We start from the raw sequence: 15,809 nt of genomic DNA on the forward strand, positions 1-15,809 counted from the left end.
TTATTTATTCTCCCAACGTTTGAAAGCAAGAACTGCATTGTGGCCACCAAAACCAAAGGTATTTGAAATAGCGTATGGAATTTCTTGCTCCAAGCCTTGTCCATAAACGACATTGGCTTCGATATAATCTGATACTTCACTTGTTCCAGCTGTCATTGGTACAAAGTTATGACGCATAGCTTCGATTGTAACGATAGCTTCTACTGCACCTGCAGCCCCCAGCAAATGTCCTGTGAAAGACTTGGTTGATGACACAGGTACTTCCTTACCAAGAACAGCTACAATAGCTCCACTTTCTCCTTTTTCATTAGCAGGAGTTGACGTTCCGTGAGCATTGACATAGGCTACTTGCTCTGGAGAAATCTCAGCTTCTTCCAAGGCTAGTTTGATGGCCTTGATAGCTCCCTGACCTTCTGGATGAGGAGAAGTCATATGGTAGGCATCACAAGTATTTCCGTAACCAACTACTTCAGCAAGGATGGTTGCCCCACGTTTTTCAGCGTGTTCAAGACTTTCAAGAACCAACATCCCTGAACCTTCACCCATAACAAACCCATTGCGGTCCTTATCAAATGGAATAGAAGCACGAGTTGGATCCTCTGTAGTAGAGAGAGCTGTTAGGGCTTGGAAACCAGCAATAGCGAAAGGTGTAATAGAAGCTTCCGAACCACCTACCAACATAACATCTTGGAAACCAAACTTGATTGAGCGGAAGGCATCCCCAATCGCATCATTTGATGAAGCGCAGGCAGTATTAATAGATTTACAAACACCGTTTGCTCCAAAACGCATAGCAACATTTCCTGAAGCCATATTTGGCAAGGCTTTTGGAAGGGTCAATGGTTTCACACGTTTTGGACCTTTATCATTTAAGCGAAGTACTTGATCTTCAATTTCCTTGATTCCACCAATACCAGAGGCAACAATAACACCAAAACGATCCTTGTCAATAGCCTCTACATCCAGATTGGCATGATTGACAGCCTCTTGGGCTGCGTACAAAGCATACAAAGAATAGTTATCAAAACGATTGGTATCTTTCTTTACAAAGTATTTATCAAAAGGAAAATCTTGAATTTCTGCTGCATTATGCACATCAAAGTCACTATGATCAAATTTTGTAATTTGGCCAATTCCGATTTTTCCAGTTGTCAAACTATTCCAAAATTCTTCTGGTGTATTTCCGATTGGAGATGTTACTCCATAACCTGTTACTACTACGCGATTTAGTTTCATCTTTTTTACCTCTAGCTTCTGCTACATACTTAAGCCACCATCAATGGCAACCACTTGACCAGTTAGATAATCTTGGCCTGCTAAAAATACTGTTAAATCTGCAACCTGCTCTGCCTGCCCAAATTCTTTCATAGGAATTTGTGCCAGCATAGCATCTTTTACCTTGTCTGATAGAACAGCTGTCATATCGGACTCAATCATTCCAGGTGCAATAGCATTAACCCTGATATTGCGATTGGCCACTTCACGCGCCACAGACTTGGTAAAACCAATCAAACCAGCCTTAGAAGCTGCATAGTTAGCTTGACCGATATTCCCCATCAAACCAACTACACTAGACATATTAATGATAGCACCTTCTCTGGCTTTTATCATCGGTTTCAAGACTGATTGTGTCATGTTAAAGGCACCAGTCAGGTTAACCTTGAGCACTTTTTCAAAATCTGCTTCTGTCATCTTGAGCATTAGGGTATCTTGGGTAATCCCTGCATTGTTGACCAAAACATCTACTGAACCCAGCTCTACAATAGCTTGATCAACCATACGCTTAGCATCTGCAAAATTTGATACATCTCCTGAAACGGGAACCACCTTGACACCATAGTTTGAAAACTCAGCGAGCAATTCTTCTGAGATTGCCCCACGACTGTTTAAAACAATATTGGCTCCTGCCTGAGCAAACTTGTGGGCGATGGCAAGACCAATCCCACGACTCGAACCTGTAATAAAGATATTTTTATTTTTTAGTTGCATTCTTTTCTCCTGTTTCCTCTTGTATTTGTGGGAGAAGGGATTACTCGTTTTCTAGCAAGGCTTCCAAACTCGCCTGATCTTCAACATTGGCTAGTTTAGCTGTTTTATCAATTTTTTTGACAAAGCCTGACAAGACTTTCCCTGGGCCAATCTCGATAAAGTTGGTTACTCCTGCTTCTTGCATAACTGCAATACTTTCATAGAAACGAACTGGTTCCTTGACCTGACGCGTCAAGAGTTGAACTATATCTTCTTTTTGCATGACAGCAGCTTCTGTATTACCAACTAGGGGACAAGTAAAATCTGCAAAACTTACTTGAGCAAGAGTTTCAGCTAGTTTCTGGCTAGCAGGCTCAAGGAGAGCGGTATGAAAGGGACCTGACACCTTGAGTGGAATCAAGCGTTTGGCACCTGCTTCTTGCAAGAGTTCGACAGCTCGGTCAACTGCAGCCACTTCTCCACCAATCACAATTTGTGCAGGTGTATTATAGTTGGCTGGAGTAACCACTCCAAGTTCAGAAGCTTTTCGACAGACTTCTTCAATAACCTCTACTGGCGTATTGAGAACTGCTACCATCTTGCCAGAACCAGCAGGGGCCGCTTCTTCCATATAGGCTCCACGCTTAGCTACCAAGGCAACCGCATCTTCAAAATCCAAGGCACCGCTGGCCACCAAGGCAGAGTATTCTCCAAGAGACAAACCAGAAACCATATCAGGCTGATAGCCCTTTTCTTGCAATAAACGATAAATAGCAACTGAAGTTGCTAAAATAGCTGGTTGCGTATAGCGAGTCTGATTAAGTTTTTCTTCTTCCCTATCAATGAGATAACGCAAATCATAACCGAGTACCTGACTCGCTTGATCAATCGTTTCTTTGACAATAGGGTAGTGATCATAGAGATCACGGCCCATACCTAGATACTGGGCACCTTGACCAGCAAATAAAAAGGCTGTTTTAGTCATTTCTTACAACTCCTGCCCAACGAGAGGCTTCTTCTTGAATTTTCTTAGCTGCTCCGTAATACAAATCTTTTAGGATTTCTTCAACGGTTTCTTCTTTGGAAACAAGGCCTGCAATTTGACCTGCCATGACAGAGCCTCCATCCACATCTCCGTGAACAACCGCTTTGGCTAGAGCACCTGCTCCCATTTGTTCAAAAATTTCCAAATCTGGATTTTCTTGTTTAAAGGCATCTTTTTCAGCTTGTTCAAAATCACGAGTCAACTGATTTTTAATCGCACGAACAGCATGTCCAAAGTGTTGAGCTGAAATCGTAGTATCAATATCTCTAGCTTTTAAAATTTTCGCCTTATAATTTGGATGGGCATTAGACTCTTTTGCAACGACAAAGCGAGTTCCAACCTGAATAGCTTCTGCACCTAGCATAAAACCAGCAGCAGCACCTTCACCATCCGCAATCCCTCCTGCAGCAATAACAGGAATAGATACAGCAGCAACAACCTGGCGCACCAAGGTCATGGTTGTTAATTTACCGATATGCCCCCCAGCTTCCATTCCTTCTGCAATAACGGCATCCGCACCGATTTTTTCCATGCGTTTCGCTAGGGCAACACTTGGCACAACAGGAATAACCGTAATACCAGCTTCATGGAAACGTTCCATGTATTTGCTTGGATTTCCTGCGCCTGTTGTAACTACCTTAACCCCTTCCTCGATAACGAGGTCTACAATATCTTCCACAAAGGGAGACAAGAGCATGATGTTGACACCAAAGGGTTTATCAGTCAATGATTTGATTTTATCAATATTTGCCTTGACAACTTCTTTAGGGGCATTCCCCCCACCAATAATCCCTAGTCCTCCAGCCTTGGAAACAGCTCCTGCCAAATCTCCATCAGCAACCCAGGCCATTCCTCCTTGGAAAATAGGATAATCAATGTTCAATAATTCTGTAATACGCGTTTTCATAGTGCCTCCATCGTTTCTTGCTTACGTAATAGTTCGATACCGTCATAATTTGAAAATCAAACTATTGCCTAAACAAGAGGGAGCGGGTTTCCCTACTCCTTCTATTTATATTCTGTTTATTTTGTTTGCTCTTCAACGTAGGCAACCAAGTCACCAACTGTTTTCAAGTCATCTTCTGCTTCGATTTGGATATCAAAAGCATCTTCGATTTCTGAGATTACTTGGAACAAGTCCAATGAATCTGCGTCCAAATCATCAAAAGTGGATTCAAGTGTTACTTCTGATGCGTCTTTTCCAAGTTCTTCAACGATAATTTCTTGTACTTTTTCAAATACTGCCATGATAGGACTCCTTTAAAATAAATAGTTTTTTTATAACAATGTGTTCACCACATGATTACCTAAATTGTAAGAATGAGCGTGCCCCATGTCAAGCCTCCACCGAAGCCTGATAGTAGAACAGTCTGGCTACCATCTAAACGGATGAGACCTTGTTCTACACACTCTGAAAGTAAAATCGGGATACTGGCTGCACTGGTATTGCCATATTCCATCATATTGGCTGGAAGTTTATCTCGGTCGACACCAATTTTTTTAGCCATCTTATCCAAAATACGGTCATTAGCCTGATGAAGTAGCAGATAATCCAAGTCTGTCGCCTCTATAGGAGATTCATCAATAGTCTGCTTGATAGACTTGGCTACGTCCCGAATAGCAAAATCAAAGACTGCACGCCCATCCATCTTCAAAAATGAATCTGCACTTTCTTGATCTGAAAACGGAGAATGCAAGCCTGAATGTCCATAAGTTAGACACTCGCTACGACTCCCATCACTATTGAGACTCTCTGCCAAGAAATGCTCTTGCTCGCTAGCTTCTAGCAAGACTCCACCAGCACCATCTCCAAACAAAACAGCTGTTGATCGGTCTGACCAATCGACTGCTTTAGACAGGGTTTCACTACCAATCACCAAGCCTTTTTGAAAGCGACCAGAAGCGATAAACTTTTCAGCAGTTGACAAGGCAAATACAAATCCACTGCAAGCTGCTGTTAGGTCAAAAGCAAAGGCCTTATTAGCACCAATATTGGCTTGGACACGAGCAGCTGTAGAGGGCATCATCGAATCTGGAGTAATAGTAGCTAGGATGATAAAATCCAACTCCCCTCCTGTGATTTCAGCTTTTGCCATCAGTTTCTTAGCAACCTCTGTAGCCAAATCACTCGTAGATTCTGTTCTTGAAATATGTCTTTGACGTATTCCCGTCCGACTTGAAATCCACTCATCATTGGTATCCATAATCTGAGCCAAATCATGATTTGTAACCACTTGCTCTGGCACATAATGAGCAACCTGGCTTATTTTTGCAAAAGCCATTATCTCAAATCCTCCAAAAATTGATAAAGATTAGTCAAACCTTTGCTCATAACCTCAATTTCTTGCTTACTCATACCATCAATGATTTTTTCAACCATGGCCTTGTGGAAGCGTTTATGTAGTCTATGAACCAAGCGACCTTTCTTTGTCAAATGCAGATGCACTACACGTCGATCATGTTCTGAACGAATGCGTTCAATGTAACCCTTGCGTTCGAGATTATTCAAACTAGTCGTAACTGTCCCAAGAGTCACCATCAACTCTTTCGACACTTGACTTGGTGTCACATCTGGAACTTTTCCAATCACATCAATCGTATGCATTTCTTTGATGGAGATATCCTTGAAACGACTACCCCTCAAGCTAACTTCCTCAATAACGAGGACATTGTTAAATATAGACGTTAAATATTCATTAATTCGTTGGTAGTCCAATCTTTCCTTCCCTCCTTTTCAAAAAAACTTTTAGAATCAAAACATTTGACAAAAGAATTATATCAAAGTTCAAAGAATGGTGCAAGTATTTTTTTATTTTCCTGTAAATTTAGGTCTTCTTCTTTCCGAATGAGCCCGAACTCCTTCTTTGAAATCCTCTGTTTGAGCTAAGGATTCCTGTAGGTTCAGTTCTAAAGTAGCATAATCTTGCCAATCTTTGAATTGGCTCTCCCAAACCAACTTCTTAATGGCAGCATAGGAATTGCTTGAACCACGTCTTAATTTTTTAAGAAGCTGTTCTCTGGTTTTTTCTAACTTATCAGCTTCAGAAATACGGTAAACCACACCCCACTCTAGAGCTTTTTCTGCTGTCAAAGCCTCTCCTGTCATGGCTAGTTGAGTAGCACGCGTCACACCAATACTTCGGCTCAAGAGATGAATCCCTCCTGCATCTGGAGCCAAACCAACTCCAACAAAGGCTTGGATAAATTTAGCCTTATCGGTCGCTAAACAGAAATCTGCTGCAACAGCCATATTCGCTGCAGCACCTGCAACAGCCCCATCAACCTCCATCAAAACAGGTTTTGCAATTTGCTTGATTTTATAAGAAATAGTATTGACCAATTCTGCGATTTTCGTCAATGATGGAATATCATCCTCATCCACCGCCCGCTTCATCTCTACTAAATCTCCCCCAACTGAAAAGACTTTGCCATTCGCGTTGATTAAGACAAAATGCACAGCCGGATCCTCTTCTGCCAAAGTCAGAGCTTCTAAAATCTCCTCACACATAGGAATATGAAAACCATTCGCGACCTCAGGACGATTCAAGGTAAGGATTGCCAAATCCTCTTCAAGCTGATAAATAATGTGTTCCATCTGGACTCCTTTTTATTTTATAAGCAGTTTAAATTATTTTATTTCCAAAGTATATCTTTTTTAAAATCAGAAAGCAATAAAAAATCGACTAAAAGTGTCTCAGCCGATTAGAAAGGCTCGCTTTTCCTAGAAAGCATCTTATTTTCTTCATTGAAAAAAGGCTTTCTTTCTGCTATAATCGTATAAAATACTTACTTTAGGAGTTCTTATGAAGGTTGTTAAATTTGGAGGTAGCTCTCTTGCCTCTGCTAGTCAATTAGAAAAAGTTTTAAACATTGTAAAAAGCGATTCAGAGCGTCGTTTTGTCGTCGTTTCTGCACCTGGGAAACGCAATGCCGAAGATACTAAGGTTACGGATGCCTTGATTAAATACTACCGCGACTATGTTGCTGGTAACGATATTAGCAAGAGCCAAAACTGGATTATCGACCGCTATGCCGCTATGGTTAGTGAACTAGGACTAAAACCTGCTGTTTTAGAAAAAATCTCTAAAAGCATTCGCGCCTTGGCCACTCTTCCTATTGATGAAAATGAATTTCTCTACGATACTTTCCTAGCAGCTGGTGAAAATAACAATGCTAAATTGATTGCTGCCTATTTTAACCAAAACGGTATCGATGCACGCTATGTTCACCCTAGAGAAGCTGGTATTGTGGTCACAAGTGAACCTGGTCACGCTCGCATCATTCCATCAAGTTATGACAAGATTGAGGAATTGACAAATACAAATGAAGTTCTTGTCATTCCTGGTTTCTTTGGAGTTACCAAGGAAAATCAAATCTGTACCTTCTCACGTGGAGGCTCTGATATCACTGGTTCTATCATTGCTGCAGGGGTTAAAGCTGATCTCTATGAAAACTTTACGGATGTTGATGGTATCTTTGCAGCTCACCCAGGTATCATCCATCAACCACATTCTATCCCTGAATTGACCTACCGTGAAATGCGTGAGTTGGCCTATGCAGGATTCTCAGTCCTTCATGATGAAGCTCTTCTACCTGCCTACCGTGGAAAAATTCCTCTAGTTATCAAGAATACCAACAATCCTGACCATCCAGGTACTCGTATCGTTCTAAAACACAGTAGTGATGAATTTCCAGTTGTGGGAATTGCTGGTGACTCAGGCTTTGTCAGCATCAACATGTCTAAATACCTTATGAACCGTGAGGTTGGATTTGGACGCAAGGTTCTTCAAATCCTTGAAGATCTTAACATCGGTTGGGAACATATGCCAACAGGTATCGACGATCTTTCAATCATCCTCCGTTCTCGCGAACTAACTCCTATCAAGGAAGAAGAAATCCTTCGTCAGTTGGTTCAAAAGGCCGAAGTAGACCATGCAGAAATCGAGCACGACCTTTCAATCATTATGATTGTTGGAGAAAAGATGAAGAGCCATATCGGTGTCACTGCTACTGCGACACGCGCTTTATCTGAAAATAAGATCAACATCCAGATGATGTCTCAAGGTTCTAGTGAAGTGTCTATCATGTTTGTTGTCCATAAGGACCAAGAGAAAGCAGCTATTAAAGCCCTCTACAATGCCTTTTTCGGTGAAAGTAAGGAAGACTAATCATGGCCCAATCGCTTAACAAAACAGTGCTCCTCAATACGACAGGCACTTCCTACCTCTCTATAGCTGGGAAAGTTGGGAAATTCCTAGTCGGAGATCAGGCTTTGGAATTTTACCCAGATGTCAATGTTGAACAATTTATCCAGATTCCTTGGAGTCATATCAACCAGATTGGAGCTAATGTCTCTGGTCGCAAAATCAGTCGCCACTTCGAAGTCTTTACAGACAGAGGAAAATTCCTCTTTGCTTCAAAAGACTCAGGTGCCATCCTCAAAATTGCTCGCGAAAAACTGGGTAATGACAAGGTCGTCAAACTTCCGACTCTGATTCAGACCATTGGGCAAAAATTTAAAAATCTATTTGCAAAAAAGTAGAAACTTTAGTATAATCATAGCAACGGATAAGTAGGTTATCTTCTTCTTTCAGAAAGTCTGCGGATGCTGCGAGCAGATAGGAGGGATAGGTGAAATTCTACCGTTAGTAACAATTGCATACACAATCAAGTGCACACCTGTGAAGTTGGATGGAACCGTGGCCCTGCCACTCCAACGCTTTGTCAGGTGTGCTTTTTTCATAAAGGAGTTCTTATGTTAGATATCAAACGTATTCGTACAGACTTTGATGCTGTCGCAGAAAAATTGGCTACACGTGGTGTAGATGCTGCTGTCTTGAATGAGATGAAAGAAATCGACGCTAAACGTCGTGACATCTTGGTCAAGGTTGAAACTCTCAAGGCAGAACGAAACACAGTTTCTGCTGAGATTGCCCAAGCTAAGCGCAACAAGGAAAATGCAGATGACAAGATTGCTGCTATGCAAAATCTATCTGCTGAAGTCAAAACCTTGGATGCTGAATTGGCAGAAATCGATGCTAAATTAACAGAATTTACCACTACTCTTCCAAATATTCCAGCTGATAGCGTTCCTGTTGGGGCTGACGAAGACGACAATGTGGAGGTTCGCCGTTGGGGTACTCCACGCGAGTTCGATTTCGAGCCAAAAGCTCACTGGGATCTTGGCGAAGACCTTGGTATCCTTGATTGGGAACGTGGCGGTAAGGTAACAGGAGCTCGCTTCCTCTTCTATAAAGGACTCGGTGCTCGTTTGGAACGTGCCATCTACAACTTTATGTTGGATGAACATGGAAAAGAAGGCTATACGGAAGTCATCACGCCTTACATGGTTAACCATGATTCTATGTTTGGGACTGGTCAATATCCAAAATTCAAGGAAGATACTTTTGAACTCAGCGACAGCAATTATGTCCTTATTCCTACAGCTGAAGTTCCTCTAACAAACTACTACCGTGATGAAATCCTTGACGGTAAAGACCTGCCAATCTACTTCACTGCTATGAGCCCATCATTCCGTTCTGAGGCTGGTTCTGCTGGTCGTGATACTCGTGGCTTGATTCGTTTGCACCAATTCCACAAGGTTGAAATGGTTAAATTTGCCAAACCAGAAGAATCTTACGAAGAATTGGAAAAAATGACAGCCAACGCTGAAAATATCCTTCAAAAACTCAACCTTCCATACCGTGTCGTTGCTCTCTCTACTGGAGATATGGGCTTCTCAGCTGCTAAGACTTACGACTTGGAAGTTTGGATTCCAGCGCAAAATACTTACCGTGAAATCTCAAGTTGTTCAAATACAGAAGATTTCCAAGCCCGTCGTGCCCAAATCCGTTACCGTGATGAAGCAGACGGCAAGGTGAAATTGCTCCATACCTTGAACGGTTCTGGACTTGCAGTTGGACGTACAGTAGCTGCTATTCTTGAAAACTACCAAAATGCAGATGGTTCTGTGACTATCCCAGAAGCACTTCGTCCATACATGGGTGGAGCTGAAGTTATCAAACCATAAAAAATAAGGTTTAGCTATTTTTAGCTAGACCTTTTTTCGTAACCAAATCAGATAAGTGCCCAATACAAAGAATAAAATAGTTAGGCATATAATAGTTTCAGCCAAGACCAGATAATCCAGAAATGGAAGTTTCAAGATTCCCTGAGCCATCTTGAGCGAGGTGGCTGTGATAATGGTTGGGAAGGTGAGGGCTGAGAAGGCTGGTTGAAAGCCTTGTTTTAAAATATTGGGCAGGCGAGTCAAAACAAAGAACAAGAAAGATTGAGAAACCAAGATCATGACGATTAAAATCCAAGTCGGCAGGCTGGCACCTGCAACTCGAACTAGGGAAGCCAAGAGTAGAGAGAAAGGGGCACAGTAGATTCCTTCTTGTCCAAGCAAGGCTAGTGGGAGCGGATGTTTCTTTAAATCGCTATAAATAAGCGGGTAGAGATAGAAGGTCAAGAGAAATCCAAAACTCAAAGTCGCATAGGCAATTTCTATGATGCCTACAAGAGGATAGGTCAAGGCTGCTACTGCTATCCCCACATAGAGAACCGTCCAGCTAGGAGTGGCCTGAACTCTCTTACCTGGATAGGCAAATTTAATGGTGAAACCAGCAATCAAGAACAAATCCAAGAGAAATGAAAACCACCAAAGTCCTTGCGCTACCAAAGGAAGATGAGGGAAGACTCGAAAGACATAAGTCGATAAAATCATCCCAGCCATAGGAAAAGTGGCCATCCCTGACAAAAGAGGAGGCTTGGTCAATTCTTGCTTGATTTCCTTCCAATTAAAGAGATGCAGCATTAGAAAGTAAGTCCACAAAACCAAACCTGTCAGACTAAACAGATGGGACAGAACCGGCAACGTATCTAAAATAAGGTTTCCAGCTCCTGCCAAACCTAGCAAACAACCAGAAAATACCAAAGGGAGTTTTTTCATCCTAACCTCCAATAATCATATTAGTTTCAGTATAGCATAAAAGCGCTTAAATGAGGGAATAAAAAACGAAGTCCGTTAATTTCAGACTTCATTTTTTACTCAGATATGAATTAAGCATAAGGTTGCAATTCTGGGTTAATTGGTGTATTGGCTAGGTTGTTAGCATAGTTACAGAGGCTTGCTAGGCTGACACCAAGAACCACATCCAAGGCATTTTGTTGAGTGTATCCAGCTTCTAAAAACTCAGCTAAGGCTTCATCTCCTACACGACCCTTGGTATTGATAACTGCCAAAGTAAACTTAGCTAGGGTGTCCAATTTAGGATCTGTTTCGATTGGAGTACGATTGCGAAGGGCTTGCAGAAGATCATCGTTCATCTGGATTTGTTTAATTGAAAAGGCTGTGTGACCTGCGACGCAGAAGGCGCAACCATTGGTCACGGCTGCCGTGATTTGCACCACTTCACGCTCAACTGGTGTCAGGCTGTTGCGACGGTTGATAGCTCCGACAGTTCTGTAGGCTTCTAAAGCAGTAGGGGCATTAGCCAAGAGACCAATTAGGTTAGGAATATAGCCATTGTTATCTTTTTCTACTGTTTCAAGAACTTCTTTCACTTCTACTGGTGCTGATTCTACTGTATGGATGGTAAATGTTGTCATCATAAAACCTCTTTTCATTTTGTTGAAACCTAGTCTATCACAGATTCTATACCGTGTATAATATATATTTTAAATTGCATCGATAAAAATTTTTTATGAAAGCAAAAAATCACACGAGCTGTGTGATTCCATTATTTATTAAAATACTTTTTAGTCTCAGCAATAACAACTGGTGATAAAACCAAGAGAGCAATCAAGTTTGGCAGAGCCATCAAGGCGTTGACAATATCTGCGATAATCCAAACCATATCCAACTCGATAAATCCTCCCAACAAGACCATGAGCACAAAGACCACACGGTAGAGCCAGATAAAGCGAACCCCAAAGAGGAACTCGAAACAACGTTCTCCGTAATAGTTCCAACCTAGAATCGTTGTAAAGGCAAAGAGCACAAGGAAGATGGTCAAAAGGGCAGGTCCAAAGTGTGAAAAGACTGTTGAGAAGGCTGACTGAGTCAAGGCAACTCCATTCAAATCACCACTCCAAACACCAGTTACCAAGATGGTCAAACCAGTCAAGGTACAGATAATGAGTGTATCAATAAAGGTTCCTGTCATGGAAATCAAACCTTGCTCTACCGGTTCATTTGTCTTAGCCGCAGCAGCTGCAATGGGAGCAGAACCCAGACCAGACTCGTTTGAAAAGACACCACGCGCCACACCATTTTGAATAGCCATTCGAATGCTAGCACCGGCAAATCCACCTACCGCAGCAATAGGACTAAATGCTGATGTCAAGATTAAAGCGATTGTGGTAGGGATTTTCTCGATATTAAAGAAAATAACTGTAAGAGTCCCCAAAATATAGATGATGGCCATAAAAGGAACAACGGTAGTTGAAACCTTAGAAATGGACTTGAGTCCACCAAAGACTGCAATCGCTACAAATACAGACAACACAAGAGCGGTGATAGCTGGCGAAATAGTCGTTGTATTTTGGATAGATTCTGTAATCGAGTTGACTTGGGTGAAGGTTCCGATTCCTAACAAAGCTACTAGCACACCTGCCAGGGCAAAGAAGATAGCAAGTGGTCGCCACTTTTCTCCCATCCCTAGAAGGATATAGTGCATCGGACCTCCCGCTACTGCACCATGATCATCCTTGGTACGGTATTTGATAGCTAGTAGTCCTTCCGCATATTTGGTAGCCATCCCAAAGAAAGCAGCCATCCACATCCAAAAGAGGGCTCCTGGGCCACCGACCTTGATAGCCGTCGCCACCCCGATAATATTTCCCGTACCAACTGTCGCTGCGAGGGCTGTACACAAGGCCGCAAAGCTGGATACATCGCCATGCCCCTTGTCCTTAGTAAAAATAAGCTGGAAAGCCTTGGGCAGACGCAAAACCTGCAAAAGTCCTAGACGAGCAGTTAGGTAAATCCCTGTTCCGACCAATAAAATCAAAAGGGGTGGGCCCCAAGCAAAAGCATCGATTGATTTAAGCAATTCTAACATTTCCTTCTCCTATCTTTTCAACCCCAAAAGAAAGAGCACATGCAAGATACATGTACTCTGGAATGCTTAGATAAATGCTAAAAAGCGGTCTATCCTAGCTCTGTCCTTTTACCTGAGAGTTTGAGCAGTTGCCTGCCTTGCCCCTTCGGTGCCTTTACGGTCTCTCCAGAGTTCCGTCCATTTACAGTCATGGAAAATCAAACGATTCTCCACTTCTATTAAACTTCATTCGGTGTTGGTATTTAATTGATTCTTATTTTACAAAAAATGTTGGCTTTTGTCAATGTGTTTATTAATAAAACTTAATTCAACAGTTTTTACTGTATAAAGCCTGGAATACTTCTATCCTTTAAAAGTCACAATAGTTGCCCCGCTACCTCCAGCATTTTGTGGGGCATAGCCGAAACTCTTGACATGCTTGTTTCTTTGTAGGTATTTGGTGACTCCTTCACGGATGACACCTGTTCCGATACCATGGATGATATCGACTTGGGCCATATTATTGAGCAGGGCTTGGTCGATAAAGGCATCTAGCTCATTCATGGCCTCTTCATAGCGCTTGCCTCGAAGGTCCAGTCTGGCTTGTGGTCCACGACCAGAAGTTCGTTTCACGACATTGACTTGTTTCTTCTTGACTTGCTTTTCTTGCTGGGCTTGAACGAGGTCAAATTCTTTCTCTTCTAAAGTCATCTTAATCAAGCCAACTTGGGCTTCCCAGCGGCCATCTTTGAGTTGACTGGTCAAGGTACCACGCTGGCCATAACTGAGCACCACGATATCATCTCCCACCTTTGGAGCTCGTTTTTTCTTAGCCTTTTGAAGAACCTTATTTTTTGACAAATCTACTTTTTCAGGAGCCAATTTTTTCAACTTGGCCTTGGCTTCAATAATTTCGTGGGGCTTGAGTTGAGATTTACTATGGAGATTCTTGAGAATCTGGTCACTTTCACTTAGGGCCATATCCACAATCTCAGCAGCCTGTTCACGCGCTTTATTGAGCTCCGTTTCCTTTTCACGATTGAGCTCGTTGTAAAGTTTTTTTAGAGCACGGTTCATCTTGAGATTTTCTTGCTCCACCTCACGGATATTGTCCAAGCGTTTACGACTTTCAAGCGTCTGCTCTTCCAGTTGCTCAATAATCCGGTTGACATCATTGTCCTGATCGACCTGCTGGCTAGCATCTCCTACGATAACTTCAGATAGTCCTAAACGTTTAGCAATTTCAAAGGCATTGCTTCGACCAGGAACGCCCTGCATAAAGCGATAAGTCGGACGTAGAGTTGCAGTATCAAACTCCATGCTGGCATTTTGCACAAAGGCTGTCTCAATACCGTAGGCCTTGAGTTCTGGATAGTGGGTCGTCGCCATGGTCTTGACTTGACGCAGGCGAAGGTCCTCCAGAATAGCCATGGCAAGGGCGGCTCCCTCTTGAGGATCTGTACCAGCCCCCAACTCATCCAAGAGTAAAAGTGAATGTTGGTTAACCTTGCCAAGAATATCCACAATATTGGTCATGTGGCTAGAGAAGGTAGACAAGCTCTGTTCAATAGACTGCTCATCGCCAATATCTGCAAAGATTTCTTCAAAAATACACACACGGCTTCCCTTGTCTGCTAAAATCGGCAAACCGGACTGAGCCATAACCTGCGTCAAGCCTAAAGTTTTAAGCATGATGGTCTTCCCACCTGTATTGGGACCTGTAATGACAATGGCTGTTAAATCTTGACCAAAATGGACATCATTTGCAACGGCATTTTTGACCAAAGGATGGCAGACATGGAGCAGTTGAATCTCTTGATTTTCTGATAGCTGAGGAACGACTGCTTGCCTTTCTTGGATAAATCGAACCTTGGCACGAATCAAGTCCAGATGACCGATAATCCAGGCGTCATTGGCAATCTCAGCCGCATGAGGGCGGACACGCTCAGAAATTTCTTGGAGAATGCGAAGCATTTCATAGCGCTCATCTGCTCGCAAACTAGCAATTTCTTCGCTCAGTTTGACCACCTCACGGGGTTCGATGTAGACAGTATTTCCGCTGGCAGAAATATCATGAACAACACCTGCAATCTTATTGCGGTAGGTATTTTTGACAGGTAAAACCTGACGACCATTTCTGCTGGCAACGATTCCTTCTGTCAACATCTGCGCTTTTTGCTTGAGCAAATCTTGCAAGACATCGCGTACCTGACTTTCGCTATCATGGATTTTTCGACGGATTCGTGCCAATTCTTCACTGGCAAAATTTTCAATGAAACCTGCATCATTAAAGGCTTGTAGATTTCCTTGTAATTGCGGAAAATCGTGAAATTTCTCAAACCATAGGGCTAATTCTTCCAAGCTGACATTTTCCAGATTAGAATAAAAACTTTGCAGTTCTCGGCTAGCAAGAAGCACGCGCTTCAAGAGTAGGAACTCCTCGATATTGAGATCCGCCCCCATCTCCAACCGCTTGCAGACTACTGCAATTTCCTTAGTTGCAAGAATGGTAAAATGCGGTTGCTCGACAAAGAGAGCCTGCATTTCCTTCATCTCAGCAAAAGCCTGTTTGATTTTATCCGCTTTAGCAGTCGGAGCCAGCTGTCTCAACTGCTCCAACCCCTGCTCGGTCAACAAATGGGGTTCAAACAAGGCCTTGACCTTATTGAACTCTAATGTTTCTAATATTTTCTTATTCATCTTTATTTCCTTGTCTTTGAATGTCTAGGTGTGGTAGCTTTTTACATTCT

At 42.4% G+C, this 15,809-nt stretch carries 15 protein-coding genes and 1 riboswitch; of the genes, 3 read left to right on the forward strand and 12 right to left on the reverse strand.

All coding sequences use genetic code 11. The features are described from left to right. The 8 genes from fabF to N8M95_RS03460 all read right to left on the reverse strand — a co-directional run bounded on the left by fabF (window position 1) and on the right by N8M95_RS03460 (window position 6,608). Entirely contained in the window at window positions 1–1,236 is a 1,236-nt protein-coding gene (fabF, locus tag N8M95_RS03425; RefSeq protein ID WP_045604895.1) for a beta-ketoacyl-ACP synthase II, read from the reverse strand. A gap of 21 nt (window positions 1,237–1,257) precedes the next feature. Continuing rightward, entirely contained in the window at window positions 1,258–1,989 is a 732-nt protein-coding gene (gene fabG / locus N8M95_RS03430; RefSeq protein WP_064276628.1) for a 3-oxoacyl-[acyl-carrier-protein] reductase, read from the reverse strand. A gap of 40 nt (window positions 1,990–2,029) precedes the next feature. Further along, window positions 2,030–2,953, reverse strand: coding sequence for an ACP S-malonyltransferase (gene fabD, locus N8M95_RS03435; RefSeq protein WP_261116623.1), 924 nt, complete (start codon window positions 2,951–2,953; stop codon window positions 2,030–2,032). Beyond that, window positions 2,946–3,920 (reverse strand): enoyl-[acyl-carrier-protein] reductase FabK, encoded by a 975-nt coding sequence (gene fabK, locus N8M95_RS03440; protein WP_261116624.1) that lies wholly within the window; start codon window positions 3,918–3,920, stop codon window positions 2,946–2,948. Before fabK ends, fabD begins: the two co-directional genes overlap by 8 nt. 116 nt (window positions 3,921–4,036) lie before the next feature. Continuing rightward, window positions 4,037–4,261: an acyl carrier protein gene (locus N8M95_RS03445; protein ID WP_000257838.1), complete on the reverse strand. Its 225-nt coding sequence runs from the start codon at window positions 4,259–4,261 to the stop codon at window positions 4,037–4,039. 59 nt (window positions 4,262–4,320) lie between these two features. Next, window positions 4,321–5,295 carry a beta-ketoacyl-ACP synthase III gene (locus tag N8M95_RS03450; RefSeq protein WP_261116625.1) on the reverse strand — a complete coding sequence of 325 codons (975 nt, stop codon included), beginning with the start codon at window positions 5,293–5,295 and terminating at the stop codon, window positions 4,321–4,323. Next, the gene (fabT, locus tag N8M95_RS03455) at window positions 5,295–5,729 is read right to left on the reverse strand and encodes a fatty acid biosynthesis transcriptional regulator FabT (RefSeq protein ID WP_000386355.1); all 435 of its coding nucleotides are present in this window, start codon (window positions 5,727–5,729) and stop codon (window positions 5,295–5,297) included. Before fabT ends, N8M95_RS03450 begins: the two co-directional genes overlap by 1 nt. 93 nt (window positions 5,730–5,822) lie before the next feature. Beyond that, window positions 5,823–6,608: an enoyl-CoA hydratase gene (locus tag N8M95_RS03460; protein WP_261116626.1), complete on the reverse strand. Its 786-nt coding sequence runs from the start codon at window positions 6,606–6,608 to the stop codon at window positions 5,823–5,825. Window positions 6,609–6,816: 208 nt separating this feature from the next. Here N8M95_RS03460 and N8M95_RS03465 point away from each other — a divergent pair, with 208 nt between their 5' ends. The 3 genes from N8M95_RS03465 to serS all read left to right on the forward strand — a co-directional run bounded on the left by N8M95_RS03465 (window position 6,817) and on the right by serS (window position 10,043). Continuing rightward, a complete protein-coding gene (locus tag N8M95_RS03465; RefSeq protein ID WP_120718965.1) occupies window positions 6,817–8,181 on the forward strand; it encodes an aspartate kinase in 1,365 nt (454 codons plus the stop codon). A gap of 2 nt (window positions 8,182–8,183) precedes the next feature. Next, window positions 8,184–8,555 (forward strand): DUF956 family protein, encoded by a 372-nt coding sequence (locus N8M95_RS03470; RefSeq protein WP_049487025.1) that lies wholly within the window; start codon window positions 8,184–8,186, stop codon window positions 8,553–8,555. A gap of 213 nt (window positions 8,556–8,768) precedes the next feature. Continuing rightward, a complete protein-coding gene (gene serS / locus N8M95_RS03475; RefSeq protein ID WP_120718966.1) occupies window positions 8,769–10,043 on the forward strand; it encodes a serine--tRNA ligase in 1,275 nt (424 codons plus the stop codon). Window positions 10,044–10,067: 24 nt separating this feature from the next. Here serS and N8M95_RS03480 read toward each other — a convergent pair whose 3' ends face one another. From N8M95_RS03480 to N8M95_RS03495, 4 genes are all read right to left on the reverse strand, one after another. After that, window positions 10,068–10,967 (reverse strand): TDT family transporter, encoded by a 900-nt coding sequence (locus tag N8M95_RS03480; RefSeq protein WP_261116627.1) that lies wholly within the window; start codon window positions 10,965–10,967, stop codon window positions 10,068–10,070. Between the two features lie 110 nt (window positions 10,968–11,077). After that, window positions 11,078–11,626 carry a carboxymuconolactone decarboxylase family protein gene (locus N8M95_RS03485; protein WP_261116741.1) on the reverse strand — a complete coding sequence of 183 codons (549 nt, stop codon included), beginning with the start codon at window positions 11,624–11,626 and terminating at the stop codon, window positions 11,078–11,080. 131 nt (window positions 11,627–11,757) lie between these two features. After that, window positions 11,758–13,080, reverse strand: coding sequence for an alanine/glycine:cation symporter family protein (locus N8M95_RS03490; protein ID WP_261116628.1), 1,323 nt, complete (start codon window positions 13,078–13,080; stop codon window positions 11,758–11,760). Between the two features lie 90 nt (window positions 13,081–13,170). Then, a riboswitch (glycine riboswitch) is annotated at window positions 13,171–13,259 on the reverse strand. A 163-nt stretch (window positions 13,260–13,422) separates the two neighbouring features. Further along, entirely contained in the window at window positions 13,423–15,759 is a 2,337-nt protein-coding gene (locus N8M95_RS03495; RefSeq protein WP_261116629.1) for an endonuclease MutS2, read from the reverse strand. Between the last annotated feature and the right edge of the window lie 50 nt (window positions 15,760–15,809).

The sequence above is a fragment of the Streptococcus mitis genome, assembly GCF_946190325.1.
Lineage (GTDB): Bacteria > Bacillota > Bacilli > Lactobacillales > Streptococcaceae > Streptococcus > Streptococcus mitis_CF.

What these genes read in the sequence shown, in the direction of transcription:
- fabF (WP_045604895.1), bottom strand. Translation starts at nt 1,236, where the DNA reads ATGAAACTAAATCGCGTAGTAGTAACAGGTTATGGAGTAACATCTCCA.
- fabG (WP_064276628.1), bottom strand. Translation starts at nt 1,989, where the DNA reads ATGCAACTAAAAAATAAAAATATCTTTATTACAGGTTCGAGTCGTGGG.
- fabD (WP_261116623.1), bottom strand. Translation starts at nt 2,953, where the DNA reads ATGACTAAAACAGCCTTTTTATTTGCTGGTCAAGGTGCCCAGTATCTA.
- fabK (WP_261116624.1), bottom strand. Translation starts at nt 3,920, where the DNA reads ATGAAAACGCGTATTACAGAATTATTGAACATTGATTATCCTATTTTC.
- N8M95_RS03445 (WP_000257838.1), bottom strand. Translation starts at nt 4,261, where the DNA reads ATGGCAGTATTTGAAAAAGTACAAGAAATTATCGTTGAAGAACTTGGA.
- N8M95_RS03450 (WP_261116625.1), bottom strand. Translation starts at nt 5,295, where the DNA reads ATGGCTTTTGCAAAAATAAGCCAGGTTGCTCATTATGTGCCAGAGCAA.
- N8M95_RS03460 (WP_261116626.1), bottom strand. Translation starts at nt 6,608, where the DNA reads ATGGAACACATTATTTATCAGCTTGAAGAGGATTTGGCAATCCTTACC.
- N8M95_RS03465 (WP_120718965.1), top strand. Translation starts at nt 6,817, where the DNA reads ATGAAGGTTGTTAAATTTGGAGGTAGCTCTCTTGCCTCTGCTAGTCAA.
- N8M95_RS03470 (WP_049487025.1), top strand. Translation starts at nt 8,184, where the DNA reads ATGGCCCAATCGCTTAACAAAACAGTGCTCCTCAATACGACAGGCACT.
- serS (WP_120718966.1), top strand. Translation starts at nt 8,769, where the DNA reads ATGTTAGATATCAAACGTATTCGTACAGACTTTGATGCTGTCGCAGAA.
- N8M95_RS03480 (WP_261116627.1), bottom strand. Translation starts at nt 10,967, where the DNA reads ATGAAAAAACTCCCTTTGGTATTTTCTGGTTGTTTGCTAGGTTTGGCA.
- N8M95_RS03485 (WP_261116741.1), bottom strand. Translation starts at nt 11,626, where the DNA reads ATGACAACATTTACCATCCATACAGTAGAATCAGCACCAGTAGAAGTG.
- N8M95_RS03490 (WP_261116628.1), bottom strand. Translation starts at nt 13,080, where the DNA reads ATGTTAGAATTGCTTAAATCAATCGATGCTTTTGCTTGGGGCCCACCC.
- N8M95_RS03495 (WP_261116629.1), bottom strand. Translation starts at nt 15,759, where the DNA reads ATGAATAAGAAAATATTAGAAACATTAGAGTTCAATAAGGTCAAGGCC.